Source organism: Agarivorans sp. B2Z047 (assembly GCF_023373605.1).
GTDB lineage: Bacteria > Pseudomonadota > Gammaproteobacteria > Enterobacterales > Celerinatantimonadaceae > Agarivorans > Agarivorans albus.
Map to the genome: position 1 here is coordinate 616,241 of NZ_CP088080.1, position 24,138 is coordinate 640,378.

The window sequence follows — 24,138 nt, forward strand, 5'->3', positions numbered from 1 at the left end:
ACCTTGCTAATAATCCCAAAAGCAAACTCCGACAACTTAAGTAACAGCTGGATTAGCTACATGCTGTTATTTAGCTCGCAACTTTGTTTACTCCCCGCACCTTCTGCGGGGATTTTTTATGAAACAGTTTTAGTCACTTAATAACAAAGGCTTACAGCCTTATTTGTAGCCTGATTTCATTGGTTATTGGTAAGGTTATCATCACTTCTATAAATACTTGTTGAGTTTATTGCTCGACATTTTTTCGGATTATTTGACCCGCTTTGTATTATTTTATGATTCTTTATGAATCCCTTTTCATATAGCGTTTAGGCTGTTTTTTATTTTATTTTCCTCGTTAACATGGCTCCCGCTGGCTCAATTGGTGAATTCACTAATTGACCTTTAACAATTTCAAAGGGAAATGAATATGAGTAAAAAAACAGTTTTTAAAGTAGCTATGTTAGCGGGTGCTGTTGCATTGGCTGGTTGTACGGATGCTATTGAAGAAACACCAGTGGCGCCACCAGTAGATGAGACGCCGGTAGAGCCACCTGTAAGTGAAGCTTTAGTCATTCTTAATGATGGAACAGCAGCCACCAACTTCTCTGTTATGGTTGGCTCAAACTCAGATTCCTATAACCGCCAAGTATTGGCACGCGGTGAAGGCTACCCTAAAACAGATTCTTTACAGGTAACTGCAAAAGAAACTGGCGGCGTTGCAACTTGGCAAGTTGATACCTTCTCGGCTGGCGAAGATGGCCCAGCTGAAGTGTACTTTATTGTGGGTAGCGCAGAGAACCAGCTAGATCTTAGCGAATACCAAAATGGGTTGTTGTTAATTGACCTGTCGGTATTGGTGGCTACCACTAGCGAAACTTCTCACCAGATCTTCATGCAAACCAATACTGATGCCGGAGAAGACTACAAAAATCGCCAAGCTTTTTACTTTAGCCAAGCGCAATTAGCCGACCTTGAAGCCGACGGTTGGACAACTGTAGCGGTACCTATGAGCTGTTTCTCGATACAGGACGCCACCGGTGCATTTGATATTACAAAAGTGAACGATTTAATGAGCTTTGATATTCGTGGTAACGAGAGCGTTAGCTACGAAATTGGAAAAGTGGCTTTTGAGAAAACAGTAACAGTGCCAGCTGGCGCTGTTGAGTGGTCTTGTGAGTAACTAATTGCTAGTTAACCACGCAAGCTAAAGTGCTAGCGTGGTTTAACAAAGAGGAATATGAAGATGAAAGGTTTTTATGTTTTTATTGCTGTTGTTAGCGCTGTATTTTTAGCGGCTTGTGCAAGTACCACCTCAGAGCCAGAAGCACAGATTTCTCCGTCAATCATGGTGACTTACACCCTCAATGATGGCAAAGACTGGGAGAAAATAAGCGCAGGCCTGCAAGGTTGGGGAGATGGTGTTGCAGATTTTAGTCTAGCTAATGAACAGGCCAATGTTCGAATAAAGAAACAAGCCAGTAATCTTTGGCATATTCAGCTTAAACGCCCTTTGTATTTGTTTGAAGATACTACGTACGAAATCTCTGTGGAGGCTTCGGCCAGTGAACCTAGCAACCTTAGTTTTACGGTACAGCAAGATGGCGGAGAGTACACAACTTACTTCCAGCGCACCGAATTAGTTGGTGTAGAGAAAAAGCTATATAGCTATGAATTCACTATGCCTAACGACGAGAAACATGCTGCTTTTGCGATTATGTTTGGCGAAGGACGGCCGGGTGTGAGTTATAGCCTTAACAATATTAAGTTTAATTCAACTTATTAGAGCGTTGGGCACCCAACTTAAGGAACCAATTGTGAATTTTTTAAAGCCTTTTATTTTAGCGTTTGGCTTAGTAACCGTGGCCACATCGGGCTACGCCGCAAGCCTAGACATTGCCCTAGATGGAGGTAAACGTTGGGAACCAGTGAATGCCGGAACCGATGGTTGGGGCGATGGCTCTGGCCGTTTTAATTTTAGCGGCAATAGCGTCACTATTACCATAGAAGATAAAGCCAGTAACCCTTGGCAGATCCAATTAAAGCGTCCAAGAGTAAACCTGACAAAAGGGCAGGCTTATCAAATAGTGGCTGAAGTAAGCGCAAGCAAGCAAAGCCCACTGACTATCATGTTGCAAAAAGATTCGGGTGATTACGCAACATATTTTGCCGAAGATGTTGCAGTAAATAATACACCCAAACAAATTGATATTAGTTTTACCGCCGACCACTCTGATCCAAAAACGGCTTTTGCGTTTTTTGTTGGAGGAGCAGAGCCGGGCGTGAGTTATACGTTTAAGAACATTCGTTTAACGAGTGTGAATTAAGTTTGAACAAGCTGTAGGCGCCTTGCTCATAATCCCATAGCAAACTCCGACAACAACAATCGCTGTTAGTGTGACTCTATCAGTGGTTCAGCCTACAACTTTGTTTCCTCCCCGCCTCCTTCCTGCGGGGAGTTTTTTCTATTAGCGTTTGGTCATTTTTCTAGTTAGAGCTTACCGCTATGGTACGGGTAAAACTGTCTTGGTCGTTGGATTGATCCGTGACGGTTAAAGCCACTTGGTAACTGCCTTCAGCAAACACATGCGAAGGATTAGCCAAGTTTGAGCTGCTACCATCGCCAAAGTCCCAATGCCAACTCACTACCTCACTGGTGCCGCGGCTATTGTCGCTAAACTGAATGCCTTCCTCATTTGCTAGATAGCGATAGTGGCTTAATACACCTTCATCAAACAGTTTTATCTTCACTGTTTTAAAGGCTTGATTCACATCATCAGCAGCATAACCTGCCGCTAGTGCTTGTTGCTTGATACAGTGGGCGGCGCTTTCAAGGCTTAAGTTTGGTTGCCAGCAATGTTTAGCAGCATTCACATAAACTTGGTAAGTTGGCGCAATTCCCCACTTATTTGCCAGAAGGTAGAAGGGGTAACTTAGCATGCCAATACGCAGGTAGTAGTTGTCTCCTGCATCCTCATAATCTAGATAACTGGCAATAGCACCACCTTCTGTTTCGATTTGATCTAACTGGCGGGTATAACCGGCTGATTCTTCACCATGAACCCATACATCATCACCGCCGCTAAAGGCATGTTTCACCATGACTCCAGATATGTCGGCAAAGGCTTCATGCACTGTTTGTGCGTCTACGCTAATGTTCTGCTCAAATCCATCAAGTGGACTAATTCTATTTAACACCCCGTGGGCTACTTCATGGGCGATATGATCGAGAGTTGCTAAATTTAGAAATAGAGGAACTCCATCGCTAAAGTTGGCGTAAGCGCCATCCCAAAAAATATACTGGGAGGATTGGCTACCGTAATGCACTCTAATGCGTAATTTGTCTGCCAAAGGCGGCTCTTTGAGTTGCTCTAAGAATACCTTGTATACAACTGTGCCGTAGAACATGGCGTCATTAATGGCCGAGTAAGTCCATATGCCCTGGTCATCGGCTAAGGGTTTGTGAGTATTAACCGGGTTGTCGCTGCACAAAAACTCATAGGCCGGGTAGGCTTGCTCGTTGGCTGTGAGTGCTGTTGGTTCGCCATCGTGGGCGCGAGGGTCGGTTTGATTTTGCATATCAATCACACTGACTAAGCCATTATCAAAAATACATACTCCGCCTTGATGATCAATGCGTTGCACGGCAATGTATGGGCGGTCGTCACCATATTGCCAAGGGGTTAAGTAGCTCCCCCCTGGTCCGGATAATTGTGCATTACCTTTAAAGTCGTGAAATTGAACAAGTGTGCCTTGCTCAGACAGGCCTTGAGCATTAGCTGGGTGCAATACTAGCGCGCTGGTATTTGCTGGAATACTGCTTTGTGGTGGTAGTGCAATAGAATAGGGATTATTCGCGCTGCTTTTAAACCACGCTTCACCAGTGGCTTGTCCATTTTCATCGGCCCAATAAACCCACACCGAATCTGCAGCTGCATTAGGGTTTTCAGTTTGTTGGTTTAAGGTGATGGCTATAGTACCGCTTAACAAACCTGCATCCGGTTGAGTATCAAAGAAATAGGCATTGCCAATGTTGTTTTGTGGCACTTGAGCCACTGGCTCTGGGGCTGCAGTTTCGCTTCCTCCACCGCCACAGGCAGCGAGTACTATGGCGCTTAGCAGGCTAACAGCAATTTTTATCGATAAGTATTTGTTGAATAGGGGCATTGGCGCAGAATCCTTTTTAGCCTGTTGATGCGTCCGAGCAAGGTTGGGGTCTTCAATATACAGTACTGATAGAAATTTGATTATGGCTTCAGAGGCTTTATTGTAAGGCTTTGTCAGCTGTGCTTAGCAATCTCTAGCTACTATTTAGCACCTTAATTCTGAGCTAAAGTGAAGTCGCTTGCGGCGTTTGTTTTGCCACATGCCTTTACGTTTTTTCAATCTGCTATTTCCTTATGTCATAAAGCCCCAGCTTTTTATGACAGAACTCAAATCTTGCCGCTTATTTCTTTGAATCACTTATCTAGCTTGGGTAGATTAAATCTCATGAAAGCGCTTACACTGTTTTGTAGCTCTGTTAGCGCTAACAGTTTTGACTAATCTTGGTCGCTAAAATGCGTGGATTTCGCTAATTATTTAAAGTAATTGGTGAGGTTTAGCTTGCCGGCCCCTTAATTCCTTGGGAGTTATTATGGAACAAAATCAGCAGTTTTTTCATGCACACCACTCGCCTATGGGCGCGTTAGCGAGTTTTACAGTAGGGGAGTTTGGCGAGCATGGAGGAATGGGGCTGGAGTTAGGTGCGCCTTTTGCCGGTAACGTATTTGTGGGTTATCAAGACGGTGAAGGCGTAGTTAACGCGTTTCCATTTTATAAAGGCGCTAACGATCAGAGTGAACGCTATGTGCAAAAGGATGATACTTCTAGCTTAACGGAACGCTTGTTTGACGATATCCAGCGTGATTATGCTTGGGCTAGCGATACGTTTGCCGCACCAGGTATTTCTTTTAAGGTGTTGAGTCCGTTTTTTGAAGTGCCTGATCCTAGCTTGGCAGAACACAAAAAGCTTAAACAAGCTAGCTGTCCTGCAGTATATGTTGAGCTGAGTTTTAATAATACTTCCGATAAAGACTGGACCGGTTTTTTTGCCTTGCAAGGTGACGAGTTACGTTGGAACAAACTATTAGATGGCGATGCCAATGGCATGGTAGGGGTAACCTGTCGTGACAGCATCGGTATTGCAACACAAAGCCCGGGCGCACGAGCTTTTAGCCACTTTTCTGTGCAAAGTGCCTTGAGCAAAATGGGAAATAATGACTGCTTTATGTTGGGCCCCACAGCTGGGGTAATGATTGACGTGAAAGCCGGTGAAACAGTTACGCTGAGTTTAGCGCTAGGCTTTTACTTGGGCGGAAATGTTACTTTTAACCGCGCTATGCAATATTACTACACCCAGCATTTTACTGGCTTAACCGATGTGCTTGCTTACGGCCTAAAGCACTTTGACAACTATGCAGCTATCGCTGAAGCGTCAGACAAGCAACTACGTGCGAGCAAGCTAAATAGTCATCAGCAGTTTTTGTTAGCGCATGCTACCCGCAGTTATTACGGCTCTACTCAGTGGTTATTTGATGGCACCGAGCCAGTTTGGGTGGTTAATGAAGGCGAGTATTTGATGATGAATACTCTCGACCTAACCGTTGATATGCTGTTTTTTGAGATGCAGCAAAACCCGTGGACCGTGAAAAACACCTTAGAGCAGTTCCTTAAGCAATATAGTTTTTATGACGAGATCTTCGATCCGGCTAACCCAGAGCAAAACTATAAGGGTGGTATCTCATTCACTCACGACATGGGGGTATCGAATAACTGGAGTCCAAAAGGCCATAGTTCTTATGAGGTCGCTGGTTTAGATCGTGTGTGCTTTAGTCATATGACCTATGAGCAGCTAACCAATTGGGTATTGTGTTGTGGGGTTTACATAAGCAAATCCAATGACCAAGACTTTGCCACTGAGCAGCGCGGTACTTTAATTGATTGTTTGCAGTCTTTGCTTAATCGTGACCACCCAGATGCTGAGCAGCGCGATGGCATCATGAGCTTTGAGTCAGCTCGCACCGAGCAAGGCGGCGAGATTACCACCTACGATTCACTCGATCACAGTTTAGGCCAAGCGCGTGGCAATATTTACCTAGCAGGTAAGAGTTGGGCGGCGTATTTAGCCATTGGTAAAGTGTTGCAACAATTGGGTGAAAGCGAGCAAGCAGAGATTGCCCTAGCCGCCGCTAAGCGTTGCGCCGATAAGTTAAGCAACAGCTTTGATACGCAACTCGGTTATATTCCTGCAGTGCTTGATGGTCATTCCACCAGTGCGATTATTCCAGCTATTGAAGCCCTGGTTTATCCTTATGAGATGGGTTTGTTAGAGGCTGTGTCTGAACAAGGCCCTTATGGGGAATACATTAAAGTACTTAAAACTCATCTAAAATACATATTAAACGATGAGCATTGTTTGTACCCTGACGGCGCATGGAAGCTCTCATCAACCGCCGATAATTCTTGGGTAAGTAAAATTTATTTAAACCAATACGTTGCGCGTAAAGTATTAAACATTGACCTAGCCAATAGCGTGGAAGCTGATGCAGCTCACCAACGCTGGCAAACACTAGGTGCAAGCAAACACGCATGTTGTGATCAGTTCAGTTCGGGTAAGCCAATTGGTAGTTTGTATTATCCGCGCTGTGTGACCAACATCCTATGGTTGAACGAATAATTAGTACCACTGCAAATATTCTTGGCTTAGCGCTAGCCGCTAAGCCAAGTTACAGGTACTAATACTCTTATACTGGTATTGGCCGCTAGTGTGGAGCAAAGGAGCCTTTAAATGCGTAAAGATAACGCTGTATTGTTATTATTGGATGTTAAACATCCCTATGACCGAGAGATATTGCAGGGCATTACGCATAACTCTAGTCCTATGGCTCGTTGGATGCAGCCAGAAGTAATGACTATTTCAGAAGCTAATTTGGTGAAACTTGATCGCTTTTGTGGGGTGATTGCCGATTTTGACAAGCCCGGAGTGGCTGCTTTTTGTGAAAAACTTTCACTGCCCTTAGTGGCTATTTCTGGTTCTCGTTTAAGCCTTCCTTCTCAAGCTCATTTAGCAAGAGTGAGCCCCGATAGCTTCGCCATTGTGGAACTCATCGTACAATCGTTCTTGGCTAAAGGTATTCGTCGTGTTGGCTTCTTTAGCGGGGTGCCAGCATTTACCGCACCTTGGGTAAAAGAGCGTAAATTTGCGCTAGCCAAAATCGCCCTTAAATATCGCCTCGAGTATGTAGAGTTAACCGTTCCTGAATTGGTGACGCCAGAGAGCACGGTAGGCGTGGTAGCAGCTTCTGATACTCAGGCCAGGCAGTTTGCCAGCCTATGCAACGATCAAAACATCAGTGTACCTGAGCACTATTCGTTAATTGGTATTGATGCAGACCCTACTGAAAGCGCTTTATCACCCATTTCATTATGCTCTGCGGTATTGCCCATTCGACAAATTGGTGAACAAGCCTTAGCGGTGCTGCAAGAACAAATCGAAGGTAAGCCAGCACGTGACGTTTTGGTACCCGCTACCGAGTTGGTGAGTGGCGCTTCTGCCGACAACGTTACCCAAACCGATCCCTTGATCACTAAGGCCCTATTCTTTTTAAATAGCAATTTTCACCGCCGGATCAAAGTGGAGCAAGTTGTCGACTATTGTGCGGTATCTCGCAAAACTCTTGAAACAAGATTCAAACAGGTTCTTGGTAAAACGGTACACCAGCAATTACACCAAGTACGTATGGAATTTGCTAAGCAGCAGCTGACTTCAACCTCTTCTTCAGTGGATGCCATCGCCGATGCTGCGGGCTTCTCTAACCAGCACTACTTATATTATTTGTTTCGGCAGGAGATGGAGATGACACCCAACCAATACAGACAAAAGTTTGCGTGATACCCCTCTGACATAGTTTTTCACACTATGAAAGCCTTTCTTAAGACAAATGATTGAGTTTTTTTTGGTGGCTGTTTCCCGCCAGTTCTGCGGTTTTAGCCAGTAAATATTATGTTTTATAGTTTAATTGTTGCTATTTGTCATGATACTGGCTTTTTTTATGACAGGCCTCAAATCTTAACCTTTATTCGTTTGAAGACCTTTTCAGGCTTAGCTAAAGTTGATTCCAAGAAAGCGCTTACATGGGATTTGAAACGGAGCGAATCTGTTGGCTCATATTAACGCCTCTCCACATTAAAACTTATGGAAATGAAACATCATGGCAGCAGTTACATTTAATAATTTGAAAAAACGTTTTGGTAAAACGGAAGTAGTGAAAAGCTTCGACTTGCACATTAATGATGGCGAGTTTGTGGTTTTGCTTGGCCCTTCTGGTTGCGGTAAATCAACAACGCTAAGAATGCTGGCTGGCTTGGAAGATATTTCAGACGGTGAGATTTTCATCGCCGATGAATTAGTTAACGACCTACACCCAATGGAACGTAACATCGCCATGGTGTTCCAAAGCTATGCGCTATACCCACACATGAGCGTTGAGCAAAACATTGCCTTTGGTTTGAAAATGACCGGCGTAGCAAAAGATGAGATTGCTAAGCGTGTTAAATATGCAGCAGACATGTTGGAGCTAACACCATTGCTGCAACGTAAGCCAAAAGAGTTATCTGGTGGTCAGCGTCAACGTGTGGCAATGGGCCGCGCAATGGTACGTACTCCAGAAGTATTCTTATTCGATGAGCCTTTATCTAACCTAGACGCCAAACTTCGTGGTTCTATGCGTGCTGAGATTAAAACCCTGCACGACAAGTTAGGCACAACTACTCTCTATGTAACCCACGACCAAGTAGAAGCTATGACCTTGGCCGATCGCATCGTGATTCTTAAAGACGGTTACATTGAGCAAGTCGGTACACCAAAACAAATCTTTGAAGAGCCAGCCAACAAGTTTGTGGCTTCATTCATTGGTGCACCTGAAATGAATATGATCCCAGCAACTATTAAGAAAGCTGGCACAGTATCAAGCTTGGTATTCTCTGACCAACACATCGACTTACCTGCGATGTACAGCGAAGACAACCAAGTATGTACCTTGGGCATTCGTCCAAGTGACCTGTATCTACATCAACGTTCTATTGAATCAGAAACAATTGGTAGCGTGAAAGCTGATGTTATCGGCGTCGAGCTTCTTGGTTCTACCTACCACGTGCAGTGTGAGCTGGATGGTGCACGTTTTATTGCTGAAGTGGCAATTGCTGATGATGTAAACGCTGATATGGACGATAAAGTGGAGTTGTTCTTCGATATCTCGCGGATCCACTTGTTTAACAATGAAACCGGAAAGGCAATCTTGCCAAAAATGAACTAGTTACTCCCAGCGCTTGTAAAAGCGTAGGCGCACTAGCCAATTGCGACATTGAATAATAATAAAGTTCATGTACTTAGGAGAATAGGATGTTTAATAAAAAGAAACTTGGAACAGTAGCGTTAGCCCTAGGCACCACGCTGGCGTTAACCGCAACGTCAGCATGGGCAAAAACTACCCTAACAGTTGCTTCATTCCCAAGCTTTGACCAAGCGGTAAACTCAGCAATTCCGCTATACAAGAAGCTTCACCCAGAAGTAGAAATTAAATTAGTTTCACTTGCATATGGTGACCACCACAATGCAATGACTACTGCTCTTGCGACTGGCGGTAACCTGCCTGACGTAATGGGTATTGAATATGGCTACATTGGCCGCTTTGCAGCTTCTGGTGGCTTAGAAGATCTGCGTGCCGCTCCTTACAGCGCAGAGCAATACGAAAAACTATTCTCTAAGTTCACTGTTCCACTAGCTACCGGTGGTAGTGGTACTTTGGCTGCTATCCCAGCCGATATTGGCCCGGGTGCATTGTTCTACCGTGAAGATATCTTAGAAAAATCAGGTGTAACGAAAGCAGACCTAACTAAAGATTGGGACTCTTACATTGCAGCTGGTAAGAAAATTAAAGAAGCAACAGGTTCTTACCTTGTTTCAAGTGCTACAGATATCAAAGACATCGTAATTCGCAGTGGCCTAAAAGACGGCCAAGGCATCTACTTTGATGCAGATAACTCTATCACTGTTGAGTCAGACCGCTTTAAAGAAGCATTCCGTTTAGCGAAAGCGGTTCGTGAAGCAGGTATCGATGCTCAAGTAGGCGCATGGAGCTCTGAGTGGACCGAAGGTCTACGTCGCGGCACTATCGCTTCTCAAATGATGGGTGCTTGGTTAGGCGGTCACTTAAACGGTTGGATTGCACCAGAAAGTAAAGGCTTATGGCGCTCTTCTCACCTACCTGCAGGCGCATACGCTAGCTGGGGTGGTTCGTTCTACGGTATTCCTAAGAAAGCTAAAAACAAAGAAGCCGCTTGGGAATTCATTAAGTTCATGACTATGAACAAAGAAATGCAAATTGCTGCATTCCGTGACTTAGACGCTTTCCCTGCTCTTATTGAAGCTCAAAACGATGATTTTGTTAATCAACCAATTGAGTACTTAGGCGGCCAAGTGGCTCGCGTAGAGTGGAAAGAAGCTGCTGACCGTATTCCAGCAATGGACGTACACAAGCATGATCCAGTTGCTGAGCAAATCATTAACGATGCTTTAGAAGCTGTACTAGAGCGTGACGCTGACATTGACACTGTGTTAGCTGACGCTGCGAAACAAATCAAACGTCGCGCTAGACGTTAATATTAACACTGAGGGAGCTCGCCTCCCTCTCTTTCTTTTTGTCGGGAGTTAAAGATGTCTTCTGTCGAGTCTGCCGTAAGACCACCAGTAGTTAAAATTAGAAAGCGGACCCTAAAGCAGCGACTAAATGCTAGTGGCTATAAGTGGGCTCCTTACGTATTTGTCAGTCCATTTTTTGTTATTTTTGCTGTGTTTGGGTTATTTCCCTTACTGTTTTCTTTATTTCTATCGTTTCATTACTGGGAGCCGGCAGCTGGTTTAGCCGCCATGGAATGGGTAGGTATCGAGAACTTTACCTTTACCTTAACCGATGATTGGTTCCAAACATCTGTTTACAACACCATTTGGATAGCCTTGGCTGCGGGTATTCCCCAGCACGTAGTAGCTATACCACTGGCTTATTTTTTACATACCAGCTTTAAACGCAGCCGTAACACGGTAGTGGGTATGTACTTCTTACCTTTCATTACCTCGTCGGTGGCGATTTCTTTGGTATTCACTACCTTGTTCTCGCGTGACTTCGGCATGATTAACATGCTGTTCACTTCGGCTGGTAACTGGACAGTTGGCGACATTCAACCTTTGGCTTGGTTATTCCCAACCGCCAATATTGACTGGAACCGTCCTGAATATACTAAAACCATGATTGCTTTCGTAGTGTTCTGGCGCTACGTGGGGTGGAACACCGTATTGTACTTATCTGCAATGCAAACCATTCCAAAAGATTTATACGAAGCGGCAACAGTAGATGGTGCTAAACGTTGGCAGCAATTCTGGTACATCACTGTACCTATGCTTAAGCCTATGATGTTCTTCGCAGTAACCTTAACCATTATTGGTAACCTGCAGTTATTTGAAGAACCATTCATTATTACTGGCGGTACCGGTGGTATTGAGCAGGCAGGTAAAACAGCTGCAATGCACATGTACATTACCGCGTTCGTAGAGGGTGACTTTGGTACTGCATCAGCTATCTCTTGGATTCTGTTTGCTCTGATTGCCTTCCTCACCTGGGGTAACAATAAATTGCTCGGTGAGAAGAAGTAGGACCGAATTATGAATAAATTAACTAAAAGCCATATCATTGCTTATTTCATCGTGGGGATGGGCTCAATCATTATGTTGGCCCCGTTCTACTTCATGTTTGTATTTGCAACGCATACCAACTCATCGATTCTATCGGTGCCACCCCCAGTGTGGTTTGGTGGAGAGTTCATTAACAACGTAGGTATTTTGTTAGACGCATTGCCGTACTTTTGGCACAACATTGGTTTGAGTTTCTACGTAGCGTTAATTACTACAATATTGAACTTATTCTTCTGTTCGTTGGCGGGTTATGCATTTGCGATGTTTGAGTTCAAAGGCCGTAACTTAATGTTCATTTTGATTATGGGCACCATGTTATTACCTCCGTTCTTGGGCATGATTCCAACAGCTTTGATTATGTCTAAGCTGGAATGGATGAACCAACCACGTGCGCTGTACATTCCAATGGCTTGTGGTGCAATGGGTATCTTTATGATGCGTCAGTTCATCTCAAGTGCGATTCCAAAAGAGCTTATTGAAGCGGCTCGTATGGATGGTTGTAACGAGTTTGCTATTTACTGGCGTGTAGTGGTTCCACTTATTACACCTGCCTTTGGTACGCTTGGTCTTATTACCTTTATTGGTCAGTGGAACAACTTCATGGGCCCATTGGTTGTAATGAACGACATGAAGATGTTTACCGTGCCGCTAGCACTACGTGCGCTGCAAGGTACAGGTCAGGTACCTTGGGGTGCAATTTGTGCCGGTGCCGCCATTGCGGTAGTGCCATTAATGATCTTGTTTGTGATGACTTCTCGTAAGTTGATCGACGGCCTAACAGCAGGTGCTGTGAAAGGTTAATCAAGTCTTAAGTAATTAAAAAAGCCAGCTTATTAGCTGGCTTTTTTGTTTCATCTTGGGGCTTATTTTTTCACAATACTCACGATGTAGAGCAATATAACTGCACCCACTACAGCGGTGATCAGCGAACCCAACATACTGGTACTGCCAAAGCCCAGTAAACCAAAGACAAAGCCCCCAATTACCGAACCAACAATACCCACTACAATATTGCCCACTACACCAAAGCCGCCGCCTTTCATAATATTGCCAGCTAACCAACCCGCTACCGCGCCAATCAGTAACCAAATAATGATGCCCATAATGATCCTTAGTTTGTTGTGAAAGTTTGCTTGTTGCAGCCAACAATAGAGAGTAACGATGCTGCAATCACTACGCTTAAGTGTAGTCAAAACAACCGCGCCTGTAGTTTGATTTTTAATCACACTTTTTGCTTTCTATTCATCTGCTTGCGTATTAATCTGAACTGTACTAAATAGCCAATTTGGAATGTGCAATGAGCCAACAGCCTTACTTAATCGAAACCGAGTTAGCCAGTGATGATGTATTGCTTAGCCCTTTGTTACCAAGTCATCGAGATGCCTTACTCAGTGCCGAGGCCGATGGCAATTTGAGTGAGCTGTGGTATACCAGCGTGCCTAACGCCAGCAATATTGATGCGTATTTAGATAATGCTTTGTTGCAAAAGCAGCAAGGTGTGGCTTTGCCCTTTGTGGTGCTGGATAAACACTCGAATAAATTGGTTGGTGCAACCCGTTTTTGCAATGCCGATGTGGTGAATAAACGCTTGGAAATTGGCTATACCTGGTACGCTAAAAGTTACCAGCGTTCGGCGGTAAATACCCAATGTAAGTTGCTGCTGTTAGGCTACGCGTTTGAGCAGCTAGATTCGATTGCAGTAGAATTTAGAACCCACTGGCATAACCAAGCATCGCGCGCCGCGATTGCCCGTTTAGGCGCAAAACAAGATGGCGTTTTGCGTAACCATAGTGTGGATGATCAAGGGTGTTATCGTGACACGGTGGTGTTTTCAATCACTAATCATGAGTGGCCCACGGTGAAGCGGAGCTTACAACACAAGCTAGCGCGCTATTCGCCAAGGGCTTAAGCCAGCAGGAGTGAAATGATGAAAGATTTTTCACAGGGGCAATGGATTAACCGCCCTAAGCAATTTGTTTTAGACGAAACCCAGTTAGTGATCGAAACCGAAGCCAATACCGATTTCTGGCAGCGCTCTTTTTATGGTTTTCGTAATGACAATGCACCGGCACTATTGATTGAGCGAGCAGACAACTTTAGCCTGAGCGTGAAAGTAAGCTTTAATTATCAAGCCCAGTTTGACCAAGCTGGGGTGATTATTTACCTCAACGACGAAAACTGGTTTAAAGCTTCTATCGAGTATGAAACAGCTCACCTATCGCGGCTGGGATCGGTGGTCACTAACTTAGGTTATTCCGATTGGGCCACGACAGACATCGCTACTCCACAACACATTTGGTATCGCTTAAGTCGTCGCGGGCCAGACTTTTTAATTGAGTACGCAAAAGACGGTGTTAACTATCAGCAAATGCGGATTTTTCATTTGCATCAACTTGGGGCTACCTCAGCGGAGCAAAGGGACCCGCCGGCTGCTGCAAGCTGTTCGGTCAAGTTTGGCTTGTATGCTTGCAGCCCGTTAAATTCTTCGTTTAAGGCTAAATTTGAACAACTTAGTTTGGGCCCGTGTATATGGCGAGCACACAAAACGTAGCTGCTGCTTTTCAATGAAACAGCCTTAGTTAAGCGCTAAGGCCTTCGCTAAAGATCTTAAGATTTAACTGGCGCTGTGCTTTGGCGTTGCACCAAGTGAGTTGGCAATAACACTTGTGCTTGCTCGGGTGCTTGCTCTTTCATTTGTTGCATCAATAAACTTACCGATTTTTCGCCCAGCTCTAGGCAGTCTTGGGCAACAGTGGTAAGCGGTGGGTTGTAAAACTCACTGTCTTCGTGGTTATCAAAGCCCACTACTGATATGTCTTCTGGTACTTTAATGTGGCGCTCATTTAGGGCGCGTAACACACCTAAGCACATCTCATCATTAGCCACCAGTAACGCTGTAAAATCGTGGCCAGCATCTAGCAAATCTATCGTAGCTTGATAACCGCTACGAGCATTCCATTTACCATGAATGGTGTGTACTGGTTTAAGCCCGGCATTTTCTAAGGTGTTTAACCAACCTGTTTCACGCCAATGAGCCACACAGGTGTCTTCGGCACCGTTAATTAAGGCGATCTTGGTATGGCCTAAATCGATAAGGTGCTGCGCAGCGAGGCTAGCTCCGCCAACTTGATCATGAGATACCTGCAAGGCTTCGCTGGTTTTATCAAAGTCGATGAAGATGCAAGGGGGCAAATTACCGCGTTCTAGAATCTGTTTGATCATCGTGTGGGTCACCGAGGTATTTATAATCAAACCATCTACCTGTTGACCAAGCAGTTCGTCGATAGCTTGGTTGCAAGCATCTGGATTTAGCTCATTCATGGTTGAGATTGACAAGGTGAAACCTTGCTTCGCCGCTTCTTTACGAATACCTTCCGCAATTTTAGAAATAGCGTGTAAGGAGATATCAATTGAGACAAATCCTAAGGTGAGAGACTTGCGACGCGCCAATTGTTGAGCCATGCGATTTGGCAAGTAGCCAGAATCGGCAATGGCTTTCTCAACTTTAATACGTGTCTTTTCAGCAACTTTGGGTGACTTTCTCACCACGCGAGCTACCGTTTGATGAGATACGCCTGCTACTTTGGCGACGTCTTTTAAGGTTGCTGATGCTTGTTTCATAGGTTTCATAGAAGTGGTTATCTTGTTGATCATGTTAACAAATGTGCAGTGCCCTCCCTATGGGCCAAAGCGTAGATTTGTATGAAAATGTGAGCTGTTTCAGTTGTTTTTTTTGTTGTTATTTACGTTTTATTGTTGCGCTGAAGTAATAAAAAATTAAGCTCGCATAAAAAAACTAAAATTAGCGCTTTTCATGCGCTCTAGAATGCCTATTATGGGAGTTTTTAGAGCACTCTCGGGAACGCAACATGACGCAATGGACACCCTCAAGCTGGAGAGACAAACCAGTAAAACAATTACCTACTTACCCTGATCAAGAAAAGCTTCAACAAACCGAGAAGTATTTAGCTGATCAGCCGCCGCTAGTTTTTGCTGGTGAAGCACGCGCTTTACGTGAAGACTTAGCCAAAGTAGCCAAGGGTGAAGCATTTTTACTACAAGGTGGTGATTGTGCTGAGAGTTTTGATGAGTTCCGTACCAGTCATATTCGCGATACCTTTAAAGCGCTAATGCAAATGGCAGTAGTTTTAACCTTTGGTGGTCAAAAACCAGTGGTTAAAATTGGCCGTATTGCTGGCCAGTTTGCTAAGCCGCGTAGTGAAGACATGGAAACCATTAATGGTGAAAGCTGGCCTTCTTACCGTGGTGACATCATCAACGCCATCGACTTTAACGAGAAAAGTCGTGTGCCTGATCCGCAGCGTATGATCGAAGCTTACAACCAATCAACTTCAACCTTGAACTTGCTACGTGCCTTTGCTCAAGGTGGTTTAGCCGATTTAAACCAAGTACATAAATGGAACTTGGACTTCATTAAGAAAAGCCCACTAGGTGAGCGTTACGAAGCTTTAGCTGGCAGCATTGAAGAGTCACTGGCCTTTATGAGCGCCTGTGGTATTAACCCAGCTACCGCGCCTCAGTTGCGTGAAACCAACTTGTACACTTCGCACGAAGCTTTGTTGCTTCCTTACGAGCAAGCTTTAACACGTTGTGACAGCCTTACTGGTAAGTGGTACGACTGTTCGGCGCACATGTTATGGATTGGCGATCGTACTCGTCAAATCGACCATGCTCATATCGAGTTCTTACGTGGCGTAGAAAATGCGATAGGCCTAAAAGCTGGTCCTACTACTGATCCAGAAGAGCTATTACGCATTATCGATATTATTAACCCGAACAACGAAGCGGGTCGTTTGAACTTAATCGTACGTATGGGCGCAGATAAAGTGGCAGACCACTTACCTGCGTTAATTCAAGCGGTTGAGCGCGAAGGTAAAAACGTGGTGTGGAGCTCAGATCCAATGCACGGCAATACCATTAAAGCGCCAAATGGTTACAAAACGCGCCGCGTAGATGACGTACTACGTGAAGTTCAGCAGTTCTTCCAAATTCATAAAGCCGAAGGCACTTACGCGGGTGGTGTTCACTTTGAAATGACTGGCCGTAACGTGACCGAATGTGTCGGTGGTGCTTTCCAGATCACTGAACATGATTTAGCCCAGCGTTACCACACCTACTGTGACCCACGCTTAAATGCAGACCAAGCTTTAGAGTTGGCATTCTTAATTGCTGACCATATTAAAGCCGCTCGCTAAGCTGTTTGCTTACTTGCTAAAAGCCACCCTTGGGTGGCTTTTTTTTGTTGTGAGCAATTATCGGGTCGCTTGTTATTTTAGTTTGTTGCACACTGCATTTTTGATTTAAGGATTAGGGAAGCTAAATGGAACTAGCCAGTGTTATTCGCTTGTTGTTGCTCTCGGCGATTTGGGGAAGTTCGTTTTTGTTTATGCGCATTGCTGCGCTAGTGCTTGGCCCCGCCATGCTGATTGAGTTGCGGGTGGGTTTTGCGGCATTGTTTCTATTGGTTGTGGGCTATTTCTTAAAAAAGAAACTGCAGCTTATGCAGCACTGGCGGCACTACTTCATCTTGGGCTTTTTCAACTCCGCCCTGCCATTTTTATTGCTGGCCTATGCCGCGCAAACCTTGTCGGCTTCTTTGCTGTCTATTCTTAATGCCACCGCCCCAATATGGGGGGCGATAATTTCTGCCTTATGGCTGCGCCAAGCGTTACCGGTGAAAAAGGTCTGTGGCTTACTGATTGGTGTAGTGGGGGTGGCTATTTTAGTGGGGTTTGATAACGCCAGCCTTGAGCCTGGCGCTAAATTGGCTATTGCTGCCTCTATTGGCGCGGCAGTGTGTTATGGCATTGCCAGTAGTTATGCACACTCGGCTAAATCGGTTGAGCCTTTTGCTAATGCGCATGGTGGCATGTGGGCATCAACCATTTTGGTATTGCCCACCTTGTTGTTTTTTCCGGTCGTTGAAACGCCAAGCAGTAATTTGTTGTTGTCGGTAGTGTTTTTAGGTGTGGTGTGTAGCGGAGTGGCTTACTTGCTCTACTATCGCCTAATTAGTGATGTTGGTGCATCGTCGGCGTTAACGGTTACTTTCTTAATTCCTATTTTTGGCATTTTCTGGGGCAGTGTGTTTTTGCAAGAAAGCATTGGTTGGAGCACAGTAGTTGGCACAATGGTTATTCTGTTGGGCACCGCTTTAGTCACCGGCTTTTCACCCCGACAAGTGTTTGCCGCGCGTAAATCAAAATTGCGCTAAGTAACAGACCCTAGTAATAAATCAAAGCCCTAACCATACTTAAGCTCAAGCGAAGATAAGAAATGCAAACCGCTTAAAGCAGGTCTTAGTTGATAGGTTCTAAGTAATAAGGCCGCTAAGCAACTAAGCGGGCAGTTAGCAGAGGTGCTTGTTGTATCTTAGCTTGAGCTTCTTGGTGGCGAAGGGAAAGGGTTATGGCTTGGTCAATCACACGTACGCAAGTGTTGGTTTCTATTGGATTGCTATTCAATGTGGTGGCTGCGCTAATGACCAACTTTTATATCGACCGAGTCAGCCAAGACGCCCACAAATTGGTACAGCAACAAACCGCCAACGATAACTTAATTAGACAAACTTGGTTGCAAATAGATGCCTTAGAACGCAAACGTGAGCTAATTTTAAGTTTACTCACTAGTGCTGCTCACAATCAGCAAACCATTCCGTCCCAAGTTCAAGCTTTGCTGCAAAACGATTTAAAATATTGGTTAGATATGGCGTCGTTGCCTCGTCTTGAACTAAAGAACCTTCCGCAGCTAGATGAGCAAATCGCTAAAGCTCAAGATCAACAACGTAATCGAATTGATAACTGGTATTTGCAAAATCTCGATTTGATGGATGATTACACTGAGCAAATGGGCTGGATCTCTAGCCTACGTAACTTAGCTTTGTTTCTGCAAATTATTGGCTTGGCGCTAATTTTAGCCAGAGACTTAAGTAGGCATTGATACCAATCACACTAGCTCGTTAATAGCAGTAAAGGAGTGACGCCATGGCCGATGTAGGGCATCAAGAACAGCTAGACATTATCGATAAAATTAGCGTGAGCCTCTATCGTGTTGGTTGGTTATTACTGTGTTTTAGTTTTGCTGCTGCGGCCTATCAAGCCTTGGTGCTTGGTGTGATGTGGCAGCCCTTGTGGTTATTGGCTGCAGCCATTGCATTACAAGCCTTTAATTTACACTTATATAGCAAAGCTATTCGTTATTTGGTGCAAGGGGCTGCGTGGCTGGGGCTATGGTTAGCAATGGCATTTTACCTGTGGCACTGGCCAGTGCTTTCTTATGCCGCGCTGGCTTGTTTCTACTTGGTGGTAGGTGCCTTGGCATTTAAAGAAAGCTTTTGTTTTCAATTAGGCTGGCTACGTTGGTTAGGCGCCTTGTTAATTGTTGACTACTTATTGCGTTTTAGCCCTTGGTTAAGCTTGCGTGGTTTTTTGTTATTGAGCATTGCTGCGTTGGCCATTTATATTGCTTACCAGAAATGTCGCCAGCCAATGCACTACGACATTGGCAAGCGGGAGAACTATCAAATTTAGCCAAATACAAACTTGAGCAAGTAAATGGCTAAACCAAACATCATTAAACCAATTAAGCTGTCGATAACTTGCTGGGCGCGCGGCTTGGCTAACCAAGGGGCTAATTTGGCTCCAAGTAGTGCTAATCCAAAGAACCACAAAAATGAAGCGCTCACTCCGCCGGCGACAAACATCGGTCGCTGTTCCACGCTAATGTTAGCGGCAAATCCACCCAAGATGACGATTGTATCGATGTAGACATGGGGGTTTAAAAAGGTAAAGGCGCAGCAGGCCAGAATAATCGCTTTTACTTCATGTTTAGCTTCACCTTGCTCCAAGCTGCTTTCACCCCGCCAAGCGCGTTGTAAACACTGAAAGCCATACATCATCATAAAGCCAGCGCCTAGTATGCTAATGGTGTACAACAACCAAGGGTAGGCGCTAAACAGTTTGGCGCCGCCCCACACCCCTAAACACATAAAAAACACATCGGCCAAAGAGCAAAAGCTCGCCACTAACAAGTGATGGCGACGACGAATGCCTTGGTTTAATACAAACGCATTTTGCATACCGATGGGCATGATCAGAGTTGCCATTAAGCTAAGGCCGGTGAAGTAAGTCGCAATCATTAGTTAAGCTCGTCAAAAACAATGGCAGGACTATAACCATAAGATCTGCTTTAATGTACCTAATAATTTTAATGCTAGATAAGTTTTACTAATGAAGCTGAGTGATATTGATTATAAGTTGTTAAAAGCCTTGGACTCGGTGTTAAGTGAGCAGAGTTTTGAACGCGCCGCTCAACGTTTGCATCTTACTCAGTCGGCTATTTCTCAGCGGATTAAAGCGCTAGAGAGTCAAGTGGGCCAACCGTTGTTAATTCGCTCTCAGCCGCTTATGCCTACAGAGTTAGGCCAGCAACTGTTGGGGCATTATCAGCGCGTGGTGCAGCTAGAAACTGAGCTAGTTAATCAGCTTAATGTCGATGAAACTCGGGTGCAGGCCTTGCCCTTAGCGGTTAATGCCGACAGCCTTGCTAGCTGGCTAATTCCGGCGCTTACACCTACCTTGCAACAGCAACGAGTAGAGATGAATTTATACGTTGAAGATGAATCGCGCACTTGGCAACGGATGCGCAGTGGTGAGGTGTTGGCCTGTGTCACTAGTCATGCAACACCTGTTGCTGGTAGTGATAGTCACTTCTTGGGCTACATGGAATATTTGTGTGTGGCTACACCTGATTTTGTGCAGCGATTTTTTCCAAAGGGAGTGAACAGAGACAGCTTAAGCCATGCGCCGGGCATGTCGTTTGACCAGCACGATGATATGCATATTCAATTTTTGTTAGAGCATTTTTCTTTAAGCCCAGGGCAGTACCCTTGCCACACAGTACGCTCTTCTGAAGCCTTTATGGAGCTGGCTTTAGCCAGTGGAGCCTATAGCCTTAACTCAAGCTTGCAAGTGGCTAAACATCTGGATGATGGAAGTTTAATTAACCTTACACCTAGCCTACAAGTTAGGGTGCCGTTGTACTGGCATCACTGGCAATTAGCAGGTAAGTTAATGAAACAACTGAGTGAGCAGATCCGCAGTTATACCCAAGATTGTCTGCCCCAGCAGTAACTTGCAGCCAGCCTATAGATTGAAAAGGAAAGCCGATGAAAATAGTAATTGCGCCCGATTCATTTAAAGAAAGCCTAAGTGCCATGGAAGCGGCCGAGATGATAGAACAAGGCTTCCAGCAAGTATTTCCCGATGCCGAATATTGCAAGGTGCCTTTGGCCGATGGTGGCGAAGGTACTGTGCAAGCCATGGTTGATGCCACCAATGGACAAATCATGCCAGTGTTGGCCGCCGGGCCACGTGGTAATCAAGTTGAAGCTTTTTTTGGTGTATTAGGTGACAAGCAAACCGCGGTAATTGAAATGGCCGCAGCCTCAGGTTTACACCTTGTTGAACCGGCCTTGCGAGATCCGCGTAAAACCTCTAGTTATGGAACTGGCGAGCTGATTAGCGCCGCCTTAGATGCTGGGGCGAGTAAGCTAATTATTGGTTTGGGTGGCAGTGCAACTAACGATGCTGGTGTTGGTATGTTGCAAGCCTTAGGCGCGCAGTTCTATGACAAATTCAACAAGCCCTTAAAACGCGGTGGTGCCGAGTTAATTGATTTAGAAAGCATTGATATCTCGGGCTTAGACCCTCGTTTAGCCGATGTAGACATTGAAGTAGCCTGTGATGTAGACAATCCACTGTGTGGCGAACACGGTGCTAGTGCGGTGTTTGGCCCACAAAAGGGCGCAAGCCCTGAGATGATTCGCCAGCTTGATGCCGCTTTAGGCCGCTTCTCATCGGTAGTATTTAGCCAATTTGGCATTGATATTATGCATGTTGCTGGCAGTGGCGCTGCTGGTGGTATGGGCGCGGCCTTATTAGCTTTCATGCAGGCAGAATTACGCCCCGGTGTGCAAATTGTTACCGAAGCCGTGGACTTAGCGGCTAGTTTAGAAGGGGCGGATTTATTGATCACCGGTGAAGGGCGAATTGATAGCCAAACCATTGCCGGTAAAACGCCCTATGGTGCAGCGCAAATAGCCATGCAATTTGAAGTGCCGGTGATTGCTTTAGCGGGGGCGATGTTGCCTGGTTATGAAGTGGTGCATGAACACGGCATTGATGCGGTATTTTCGGTAGTGCCTGGGCCTTGCGATCTTTCTCAAGCATTAAGCGAAGCCGAGCAAAACCTATTTGTATCTGCTAAAAATGTGGCTGCTACCCTCAAACTTAGCCAACAAATGCTTGGCTAAGTGTTAAAAGTGACTACAATAACTGTATAAAATAACAGTTGTTGTAGTCCATTGCGTTTATATATTGCCGAAAAACCCAGCCTTGCCCGCGCCATCGCTGCGGTATTGCCTAAACCTCAACAAAAGCATAATGGCTATATTCAGCTGGCCAATGGCGATTGCGTAACTTGGTGCATTGGTCACTTGTTGGAGCAAGCCGAACCAGAACATTACGACGCTAAATTTAAGCAATGGCGCTTAGAACACTTACCTATTTTCCCAGACAAATGGCAGTGGAAAGCCAAATCTAAAACTGCTTCGCAGCTTAAAGCGATTAAAAGCTTAGTGAAACAAGCCAGCAGTATTGTGCATGCCGGTGACCCTGACCGTGAAGGCCAATTGCTGGTAGATTTAGTGATTGAGCACAGTAAAGCCAAAGTAACTCTTAAGCAGCAATGCCAACGCTTGTTGATTAGTGATTTAAACCCAGCGGCAGTAAGTCGCGCCTTAAAACAGCTAAAATCCAATCAAGAGTTCTCAGCACTTTCTACCTCTGCATTGGCGCGCTCTCGCGCCGATTGGTTATATGGCATTAATCTAACTCGCGCTTATACCCTAAAAGGCCAGCAGCAAGGTTACTCAGGAGTTCTGTCGGTTGGGCGAGTACAAACTCCTATTTTGGGTTTAGTGGTACGGCGTGACCAAGAGATCGCCGAATTTGTTAGCCGCCCCTATTACCAAGTAGAAGCCCATCTGCACACCGAGCAAGCAGAAGCTTTTACCGCGCTGTGGCAACCTAGTGAAGCTTGCGAACCTTATCAAGATGAAGAAGGGCGGGTGCTTAGCCGGCCTTTAGCAGAGCATGTGGTTAAACGAGTGAATCAGCAAGCGGGCTTGGTGCAATCACTTAAGCAGCAAGATAAACAACAAGCGCCACCGCTGCCTTACAATTTATCCAGTTTGCAAATTGATGCAGCCAAACGTTTTGCTTATAGTGCTAAACAAGTTTTGGATATATGCCAGGGTTTGTACGAGCGACATAACTTAATTACTTACCCTCGCTCCGACAGCCGTTATTTACCCAAGCAGCATCATGCAGAAGCGCCTAAGGTGGTAGCTGCTATTCAGGCTAATAGTCAGCACTTAGAAAAGGCCTGTGTAGACGCCGATTTAACAAAACGCAGCAAGGCTTGGAATGATGCTAAAGTTGACGCCCACCATGCGACTATTCCTACCGAAAAACGTCATGCAGTGGCGAAATTAGGTGAGGCCGAACGCAATGTGTATGAGCTGATTGCCCGCCAATATCTACTGCAGTTTTATCCTCATTATCAGTACGCCCATACCGAAGCCAATATTGTTATTGCCGATGGGCACTTTAAAGCCACCGCTAACCAGATTAAAGAGCTAGGCTGGAAGGCATTGTTTCCGCAGAAAAAGTCGGCAGAAGACATGGCTACTCTGCCGCCGCTAAAGCAAGGACAAGTGCTGCAATGTGTGGATGCTAAAGTGCTAGATAAACAAACCCAGCCTCCTAAAGCCTTTACCGATGCCACCTTGCTAGCAGCTATGACCGGTATTGCTAAATACGTGCAAGATCCCAGTTTAAAGGCGGTGTTAAAAGATACCGATGGCTTAGGCACCGAAGCTACGCGAGCGGGTATTCTTGAACTGTTATTTAAGCGTGGCTTTTTGCTGCGCCAAGCTAAACAGATTCACGCCAGTGATAGTGGCAAGGCATTAATCAATGCGCTCCCTGCGTTGTGCACTTGGCCAGATATGACCGCCCACTGGGAAACCCAACTTAATGCTATTAGTCAAAAAGCTCAAAGCTACCAAGGTTTTATGCAAGGCATGCAAGGCCAGCTGAGCCAATTAGTTGAGCAGAGTGCTAGTGTAAATGCGCAAGCTTTTGCTGGTTTGGCTAAACCTGCAGGCAACAAAGCTTATCGAAAAAAGCGAACTAACAATAAAGGCGGCAGCCGAAGCTATACCAAGCGCGCAGGAAGTTTAGCCAAAAAGACCTCACGCAAAGCTAAGCCTGCAGCATAAGAAAGCA

Annotated in this window: 22 protein-coding genes; 18 read left to right on the forward strand and 4 right to left on the reverse strand. The window is 45.2% G+C overall.

Annotated elements, in window-relative coordinates; all coding sequences use genetic code 11:
• Positions 1-409 precede the first annotated feature (409 nt).
• The 3 genes from LQZ07_RS02870 (at position 410) to LQZ07_RS02880 (ending at position 2,306) form a co-directional block, all read left to right on the forward strand.
• Positions 410-1,162 carry a hypothetical protein gene (locus LQZ07_RS02870; protein WP_152783187.1) on the forward strand — a complete coding sequence of 251 codons (753 nt, stop codon included), beginning with the start codon at positions 410-412 and terminating at the stop codon, positions 1,160-1,162.
• 63 nt (positions 1,163-1,225) lie between these two features.
• Positions 1,226-1,765, forward strand: a complete 540-nt coding sequence (locus LQZ07_RS02875; RefSeq protein ID WP_152783189.1) for a carbohydrate binding domain-containing protein — start codon at positions 1,226-1,228, stop codon at positions 1,763-1,765.
• Between the two features lie 31 nt (positions 1,766-1,796).
• Positions 1,797-2,306 carry a carbohydrate binding domain-containing protein gene (locus tag LQZ07_RS02880; protein WP_249483493.1) on the forward strand — a complete coding sequence of 170 codons (510 nt, stop codon included), beginning with the start codon at positions 1,797-1,799 and terminating at the stop codon, positions 2,304-2,306.
• A gap of 160 nt (positions 2,307-2,466) precedes the next feature.
• Here LQZ07_RS02880 and LQZ07_RS02885 read toward each other — a convergent pair whose 3' ends face one another.
• A complete protein-coding gene (locus tag LQZ07_RS02885; protein WP_152783193.1) occupies positions 2,467-4,146 on the reverse strand; it encodes a PKD domain-containing protein in 1,680 nt (559 codons plus the stop codon).
• Positions 4,147-4,615: 469 nt separating this feature from the next.
• Here LQZ07_RS02885 and LQZ07_RS02890 point away from each other — a divergent pair, with 469 nt between their 5' ends.
• From LQZ07_RS02890 to LQZ07_RS02915, 6 genes are all read left to right on the forward strand, one after another.
• Positions 4,616-6,697, forward strand: a complete 2,082-nt coding sequence (locus tag LQZ07_RS02890) for a glycoside hydrolase family 52 protein (RefSeq protein ID WP_152783195.1) — start codon at positions 4,616-4,618, stop codon at positions 6,695-6,697.
• Between the two features lie 111 nt (positions 6,698-6,808).
• Positions 6,809-7,912, forward strand: a complete 1,104-nt coding sequence (locus LQZ07_RS02895; RefSeq protein ID WP_152783197.1) for a helix-turn-helix domain-containing protein — start codon at positions 6,809-6,811, stop codon at positions 7,910-7,912.
• Positions 7,913-8,231: 319 nt separating this feature from the next.
• Entirely contained in the window at positions 8,232-9,335 is a 1,104-nt protein-coding gene (locus LQZ07_RS02900; protein ID WP_016401913.1) for an ABC transporter ATP-binding protein, read from the forward strand.
• 86 nt (positions 9,336-9,421) lie between these two features.
• Complete coding sequence (locus LQZ07_RS02905) at positions 9,422-10,681, forward strand: ABC transporter substrate-binding protein (protein ID WP_152783198.1); 1,260 nt, start codon at positions 9,422-9,424, stop codon at positions 10,679-10,681.
• A gap of 54 nt (positions 10,682-10,735) precedes the next feature.
• The gene (locus tag LQZ07_RS02910) at positions 10,736-11,728 is read left to right on the forward strand and encodes a carbohydrate ABC transporter permease (RefSeq protein WP_152783200.1); all 993 of its coding nucleotides are present in this window, start codon (positions 10,736-10,738) and stop codon (positions 11,726-11,728) included.
• A gap of 9 nt (positions 11,729-11,737) precedes the next feature.
• Positions 11,738-12,568: a carbohydrate ABC transporter permease gene (locus LQZ07_RS02915; RefSeq protein WP_016401909.1), complete on the forward strand. Its 831-nt coding sequence runs from the start codon at positions 11,738-11,740 to the stop codon at positions 12,566-12,568.
• 62 nt (positions 12,569-12,630) lie between these two features.
• On the opposite strand, the gene LQZ07_RS02920 is transcribed toward LQZ07_RS02915, so the two are convergent.
• Complete coding sequence (locus LQZ07_RS02920; protein WP_040307223.1) at positions 12,631-12,870, reverse strand: GlsB/YeaQ/YmgE family stress response membrane protein; 240 nt, start codon at positions 12,868-12,870, stop codon at positions 12,631-12,633.
• A 194-nt stretch (positions 12,871-13,064) separates the two neighbouring features.
• Between LQZ07_RS02920 and LQZ07_RS02925 the strand changes: the two genes are divergently transcribed.
• Together LQZ07_RS02925 and LQZ07_RS02930 are read left to right on the forward strand one after the other, a co-directional pair.
• Positions 13,065-13,676 (forward strand): GNAT family N-acetyltransferase, encoded by a 612-nt coding sequence (locus LQZ07_RS02925; RefSeq protein WP_152783202.1) that lies wholly within the window; start codon positions 13,065-13,067, stop codon positions 13,674-13,676.
• Between the two features lie 15 nt (positions 13,677-13,691).
• On the forward strand, positions 13,692-14,318 hold the full coding sequence (locus tag LQZ07_RS02930) for a DUF1349 domain-containing protein (protein ID WP_227981418.1): 627 nt from the start codon (positions 13,692-13,694) through the stop codon (positions 14,316-14,318).
• Positions 14,319-14,374: 56 nt separating this feature from the next.
• Here the strand turns inward: LQZ07_RS02930 and LQZ07_RS02935 are convergent, their stop codons facing one another.
• Positions 14,375-15,388 (reverse strand): LacI family DNA-binding transcriptional regulator, encoded by a 1,014-nt coding sequence (locus LQZ07_RS02935; RefSeq protein ID WP_194164148.1) that lies wholly within the window; start codon positions 15,386-15,388, stop codon positions 14,375-14,377.
• A gap of 248 nt (positions 15,389-15,636) precedes the next feature.
• Between LQZ07_RS02935 and LQZ07_RS02940 the strand changes: the two genes are divergently transcribed.
• The 4 genes from LQZ07_RS02940 to LQZ07_RS02955 all read left to right on the forward strand — a co-directional run bounded on the left by LQZ07_RS02940 (position 15,637) and on the right by LQZ07_RS02955 (position 19,317).
• Positions 15,637-16,983, forward strand: coding sequence for a class II 3-deoxy-7-phosphoheptulonate synthase (locus LQZ07_RS02940; RefSeq protein ID WP_152783206.1), 1,347 nt, complete (start codon positions 15,637-15,639; stop codon positions 16,981-16,983).
• 125 nt (positions 16,984-17,108) lie between these two features.
• Entirely contained in the window at positions 17,109-18,002 is an 894-nt protein-coding gene (locus LQZ07_RS02945) for a DMT family transporter (RefSeq protein ID WP_152783208.1), read from the forward strand.
• Positions 18,003-18,196: 194 nt separating this feature from the next.
• Entirely contained in the window at positions 18,197-18,727 is a 531-nt protein-coding gene (locus LQZ07_RS02950) for a hypothetical protein (protein ID WP_152783210.1), read from the forward strand.
• 44 nt (positions 18,728-18,771) lie between these two features.
• On the forward strand, positions 18,772-19,317 hold the full coding sequence (locus tag LQZ07_RS02955) for a hypothetical protein (RefSeq protein WP_152783212.1): 546 nt from the start codon (positions 18,772-18,774) through the stop codon (positions 19,315-19,317).
• Here LQZ07_RS02955 and LQZ07_RS02960 read toward each other — a convergent pair.
• On the reverse strand, positions 19,314-19,925 hold the full coding sequence (locus LQZ07_RS02960) for a LysE/ArgO family amino acid transporter (RefSeq protein WP_152783214.1): 612 nt from the start codon (positions 19,923-19,925) through the stop codon (positions 19,314-19,316). The two genes, LQZ07_RS02955 and LQZ07_RS02960, sit on opposite strands and share 4 nt — an antisense overlap.
• A 91-nt stretch (positions 19,926-20,016) precedes the next feature.
• Between LQZ07_RS02960 and LQZ07_RS02965 the strand changes: the two genes are divergently transcribed.
• From LQZ07_RS02965 to LQZ07_RS02975, 3 genes are read left to right on the forward strand one after another with little or no spacing between them, the layout of a single operon-like run.
• The gene (locus tag LQZ07_RS02965; RefSeq protein ID WP_152783216.1) at positions 20,017-20,919 is read left to right on the forward strand and encodes a LysR family transcriptional regulator ArgP; all 903 of its coding nucleotides are present in this window, start codon (positions 20,017-20,019) and stop codon (positions 20,917-20,919) included.
• Between the two features lie 35 nt (positions 20,920-20,954).
• Positions 20,955-22,100: a glycerate kinase gene (locus LQZ07_RS02970; RefSeq protein ID WP_152783218.1), complete on the forward strand. Its 1,146-nt coding sequence runs from the start codon at positions 20,955-20,957 to the stop codon at positions 22,098-22,100.
• Between the two features lie 51 nt (positions 22,101-22,151).
• Positions 22,152-24,131 (forward strand): DNA topoisomerase III, encoded by a 1,980-nt coding sequence (locus LQZ07_RS02975; RefSeq protein WP_152783220.1) that lies wholly within the window; start codon positions 22,152-22,154, stop codon positions 24,129-24,131.
• Positions 24,132-24,138: the final 7 nt, after the last annotated feature.